This is a genomic window from Arthrobacter sp. Y3225116 (assembly GCF_059091245.1).
This window is the reverse complement of the sequence record NZ_JBNHGL010000208.1, coordinates 1-4,979: the sequence shown is the minus strand read 5'-3', so window position 1 is coordinate 4,979 and position 4,979 is coordinate 1. Positions and strand designations below refer to the sequence as shown.

Annotated in this window: 5 protein-coding genes and 3 tRNA genes; all 8 read left to right on the top strand. The window is 67.4% G+C overall.

What is annotated here, in order from left to right; all coding sequences use genetic code 11:
- Positions 1-77: 77 nt before the first annotated feature.
- Positions 78-869 (top strand): MBL fold metallo-hydrolase, encoded by a 792-nt coding sequence (locus AC5RV2_RS14490; protein WP_494092908.1) that lies wholly within the window; start codon positions 78-80, stop codon positions 867-869.
- A gap of 63 nt (positions 870-932) precedes the next feature.
- Positions 933-1,706: a fumarylacetoacetate hydrolase family protein gene (locus AC5RV2_RS14485; protein WP_493986890.1), complete on the top strand. Its 774-nt coding sequence runs from the start codon at positions 933-935 to the stop codon at positions 1,704-1,706.
- A gap of 4 nt (positions 1,707-1,710) precedes the next feature.
- On the top strand, positions 1,711-1,911 hold the full coding sequence (locus tag AC5RV2_RS14480; protein WP_494092907.1) for a hypothetical protein: 201 nt from the start codon (positions 1,711-1,713) through the stop codon (positions 1,909-1,911).
- Between the two features lie 56 nt (positions 1,912-1,967).
- Positions 1,968-3,467, top strand: a complete 1,500-nt coding sequence (gltX, locus tag AC5RV2_RS14475; RefSeq protein WP_494092906.1) for a glutamate--tRNA ligase — start codon at positions 1,968-1,970, stop codon at positions 3,465-3,467.
- A 142-nt stretch (positions 3,468-3,609) separates the two neighbouring features.
- Positions 3,610-3,681: transfer RNA gene (locus AC5RV2_RS14470), tRNA-Gln, on the top strand.
- 63 nt (positions 3,682-3,744) lie between these two features.
- A tRNA-Glu gene (locus AC5RV2_RS14465) sits at positions 3,745-3,817 on the top strand.
- Positions 3,818-3,867: 50 nt separating this feature from the next.
- Positions 3,868-3,943: transfer RNA gene (locus AC5RV2_RS14460), tRNA-Glu, on the top strand.
- 99 nt (positions 3,944-4,042) lie between these two features.
- A partial coding sequence (locus AC5RV2_RS14455; RefSeq protein WP_494092905.1) for a dynamin family protein occupies positions 4,043-4,979 on the top strand: 937 nt, incomplete at its 3' end.

The following is a 4,979-nucleotide window of genomic DNA, read 5'->3' as shown; positions in this document are numbered from 1 at the left end:
TGCCTCCCCGGCGGCCGCCTCCCGGCGGATGCCTCCTGGCACGCGCCGGCCTGCGGCGCCGGGCGGGGAGTGCGAGGATGAATCCTGTGACCGCTGAACTGAATCCCTCCCTTGTCCGCAGCAGTGAACTGACCCGGTACCGGCTGGCCCCCAACCCGGGGCCGATGAGCCTGGACGGCACCCAGTCCTACCTGATCGCCGCCCCGGGGAACGGGGGAGTGGCAGTTGTCGATCCCGGGCCGCTGGACGAGGAGCACTTGGCTGAGCTGGCGGCGGCGGGAAAGGTGGAACTGGTCCTGATTACCCACCACCACATCGACCACACCGAAGCGAGCGAACGCTTCCATGAGTTGACCGGCGCTCCCGTGCGTGCCCTGGACGAAGCACTCTGTTACGCCGCCGCTCCACTGCGGGACGGCGAGGTGATTCGTGCGGCCGGCGTCGATATCCGGGTGCTGGCCACGCCGGGCCACACGGCGGACTCGGTGAGCTTCCATCTTCCCGACGACGGACCCCACGGCTCGGTGCTCACCGGCGACACGATCCTGGGCCGCGGCACCACCATCATCGCCTACCCGGACGGCAGGCTCGGCCCGTACCTGGATTCGCTGGCCCGGCTGGAACTCCTCGGCCCGGCGAAGGTCTTGCCCGCGCACGGCGGCACGCTGCCGGACCTTTCGGCCATCTGCCGCGAGTACGCCGGCCACCGCCGACTGCGACTGAACCAAATCCGCGCCGCCCTGGAGCACCTCGGCGCCGACGCGACCGTCGGCGCGGTCACCGACCATGTCTACGCCGACGTCGACCCCGCCGTCCGCTTCGCCGCCGAATCCTCCGTCGCCGCCCAGCTCGAGTACCTGCGCGGATGAGTGGTGCGGGTTCGGGCACGTCCCGTTTGAAATCCGCGGGCCGGAAACCAGTAGGCTAAACCCATGCGCATAGCCCGGTTTGTCCTTGAATCCGACCCCCAGTACGGCATCGTCGAAGGCGAGGAGGGGAGCGAACAGATCACCGTCATCGCCGGCGACCCGTTCTTCAACGGCATCCAGCCCACCGGTGCCCAACACAAGCTCGAGGACGTGCGGCTGCTCGCCCCGATCATTCCGCGCAGCAAGGTGATCGGCATCGGCCGCAACTACGCAGACCACATCCAGGAAATGGGCAACGAAACGCCGGCCGCCCCGCTGATGTTCCTCAAGCCCAACACCTCGGTGATCGGCCCGAACGAGCCGCTGGTCCTGCCCGAATTCTCCGACGAAGTCTCCTACGAGGCCGAACTCTGCGTGATCATCGGCCGGATCTGCAAGGACGTCCCGGTGGAGCGCGTGGACGAGGTCATCTTCGGCTACACCTGCGGCAACGACCTGACCGCCCGGGACGCGCAGCGCACCGACAACCAGTGGGCCCGCGCCAAGGGATTCGACGGCTCGGCCCCGCTCGGCCCGTGGATCGAGACGGAACTGGACACCGAAGACCTCGCCATCCGCGGCCGGCTCGACGGCGAACTGAAGCAGGACGGCAATACCTCGCAGATGATCTGGGGCGTCAAGGAACTGGTGTCCTACGCCTCCCAGGCCTTCACCCTGCTCCCCGGCGACGTCATCATGACCGGCACCCCCTCCGGCGTCGGCACCATCGAATCCGGCCAGCGCTACGAGGTCGAGATCGAGGGCATCGGCACCCTGTCCAACACCGCCCGCCGCTGATCCCATGCCGGCACGCCGCCGCTCCTTCGGAGTCTTTGCGCTCGGATCGCTGGCCACGTTTTCCGTGGCGGCCCGGGCCACCCACTACTGGGGCGGCCCGGACTGGCTGGCCGGGACGTTCCTGGCGGTCGGCATCCTGTTGGCGCTCTATTACCTCTACCGATACACCGCCGGTTGGCGCCGGAGGAAGCCGCGCAAGAAGTAGCCGGGCCTCCCGCCCGGCAAGGGGCAGTGGCGCGGCAGACTAAACTGGAGCACATCATGACTACTGCTGCTGCCATCCCCACTGTCGACGACGAAACTCCTGTCCGTGTACGCTTCTGCCCGTCTCCCACGGGTACGCCGCACGTCGGACTGATCCGCACCGCCCTGTTCAACTGGGCCTACGCCCGGCACACCGGCGGCACCATGGTGTTCCGGATCGAGGACACGGATGCCGCCCGTGACAGCGAGGAAAGCTACCAGCAGCTGCTGGAAGCGCTGAAGTGGCTGGGCATCACGTGGGACGAGGGCGTGGAGGTCGGCGGGCCGCATGAGCCGTACCGCCAGTCCCAGCGCGGCGACATCTACCAGGATGTGATCGCGAAGCTCAAGGAGGCCGGACACCTCTACGAGTCCTACTCCACCCCGGAAGAAGTCGAGGCCCGGCACAAGTCCGCCGGCCGCGACGTCAAGCTGGGTTATGACAACTTCGACCGGGAGCTGACGCAGGACCAGATCGCCGCGTTCAAGGCCGAGGGACGCGAACCGGTGCTGCGGGTGCGGATGCCGGACGAGGACATCACCTTCACCGACCTGGTGCGCGGGGAGATCACCTTCAAGGCCGGCAGCGTGCCGGACTTCGCCGTCGTCCGCGCCAATGGCAAGCCGCTCTACACCCTGGTCAACCCGGTGGACGACGCGCTGATGGGCATCACCCACGTCCTGCGCGGCGAGGACCTGCTGTCCTCGACTCCTCGCCAGATCGCGCTCTACCGGGCCCTGGTGGACATCGGCGTGGCCCGCTACATGCCGTTGTTCGGCCATCTCCCGTACGTGATGGGCCAGGGCAACAAGAAGCTTTCCAAGCGCGATCCCGAGTCCAACCTGTTCCTGCACCGGGAACGCGGTTTCATCCGCGAAGGCCTGCTCAACTATCTCTCCCTGCTGGGCTGGTCGCTGTCAGCCGACGAGGACATCTTCACCATCGACCAGATGGTGGAGGCCTTCGACATCCACGACGTGCTGGCCAACCCGGCGCGCTTCGACCTGAAGAAGGCCGAGGCGATCAACGGGACCCATGTGCGCCTGCTGGAGCCCGGCGACTTCAAGCTCCGCCTGATCCCCTACCTGCAGCATGCCGGCCTGGTCGGGGAGTCGTTGACGGAACGCGAGCAGATGATCCTGGCCGACGCCGCACCGCTGATCCAAGAGCGGATCACCCTGCTGGGCGAGGCCCCGGAGATGGTGGCGTTCCTCTTCAAGAACGACGACGAGATCGAGGTCGCCGACGACGCGCGCAAGGGCCTGCCCGAGAACCTGACGGAGGCCCTGGACGCCGCGCTGGCCGCGCTGGAGCCGCTCGAGGAGTGGACGGCAGAGAACATCCAGGCGGCCCTGCGGTCGGCCTTGGTCGAGGGCCTGGGGCTGAAGCCGCGGCTGGCCTTCGGGCCGGTGCGCACCGCCGTCTCCGGCCGTCGGATTTCGCCGCCGCTTTTCGAGTCCATGGTGATCCTGGGCAAGGACTCCTCACTGGCGCGGATCAAGGCCTTCCGCGGCTGAGCGCGGTCCGAGCGGCGCGCGGCGGCACTGCCGGGCGTTGCTCGTTTTGCACTTTCGAGCAGGCATCCGGTAAAGTAATTACTCGTGCTGAGGCGCTAGGGAATGGGCAAGAGCCCGTTTCCAACGGCTCCGAAAGTGCCAGTGGGATATGGTGTAATTGGCAACACAACGGTTTCTGGTACCGTCATTCTAGGTTCGAGTCCTGGTATCCCAGCGCTACAGTCTCCGCTTCGGCGGAGACTGGATTGTGTGGAGCGAAAACTCCACGCAAACCTACGGCCCCATCGTATAGCGGCCTAGTACGCCGCCCTCTCACGGCGGTAACGCGGGTTCGAATCCCGCTGGGGTCACGGTCCGACAAGGACAAGGCAGTGCAGGCCTTCAACTGTGCAAGCTATGCGGCCCCATCGTATAGCGGCCTAGTACGCCGCCCTCTCACGGCGGTAACGCGGGTTCGAATCCCGCTGGGGTCACCAACAGCCGGTCCCGGACATCCCGTCCCGGACCGGCTTTTTGTATGCCCCGAAGAACCAGGCCTACGGCCCGCCGTGGCAGGGTTGGCGGCTCCTGCTGGCATGATAGGAACCGTGACAAGCAGGTTGCCCGAGGGCCAGGACAGGGGAGCGGCGGACGCCGTCGTGCTCCTGGAACACTGCCGCGGCTCGCTTGAAGCGGTCCAGTTGCCGCTCGACGTTCCCGGTGCCGCCACAGCCCGCGGATCAATCGCAGCCGCCATTGCCCAATTGAATGACTACATCCTGCCCCGCTACCGCACGCTGGAAGCCCCGCTGCTGGCAGTCGTGGGAGGATCCACCGGCGCCGGGAAATCGACGCTCGTGAACGCGGTGGCGGGCTTCCCGGCCACCCGTGCCGGGGCGATCCGGCCCACCACGCGCCAACCCGTCCTGTTGCACCATCCAGGCGACTCGGCCTGGTTTTCCGATCGGCGGATCCTGCCCGGCCTCAGCAGAATCACCGGAAGGCCGGCGACGGACGCCGCCGACAGGCAAGTCCCCAATCCGGAACCGGCCGGCGAACCTGCCGGAACTTCGCTGGTGTTGCTCGCCGACAGCAGTATTCCGGCGGGCATAGCGTTGCTCGATGCGCCGGATATCGATTCGATTGCCGACGAGAACCGGCGCTTGGCGGGACAACTGCTGGCCGCCGCCGACCTGTGGATTTTTGTTACCACGGCCAACCGGTACGCCGATGCCGTGCCGTGGGCGCTGCTCCTGGACGCCGCACAGCGGGACATCGAAGTGGCGGTCGTCCTGGACCGGGTGCCGGAAGAAGTTGAGCGTGAAGTCCGCGCCGACCTGGCCGGTCTGCTGCAGCGGCAGGGTCTCGCAGCGGCCCGGCTGTTTGTCATCCTCGAGTCCCGGCTGGACGAACGGGGCATGCTGCCGGACGGCGCCGTCGATCCCCTCCGCGCGTGGCTCCAGGAACTCGCCGCGGACGCCTCCGGCCGCGCCGACATCGCCCGGCGCACCCTCGGCGGGGCGGTGCGCTCAC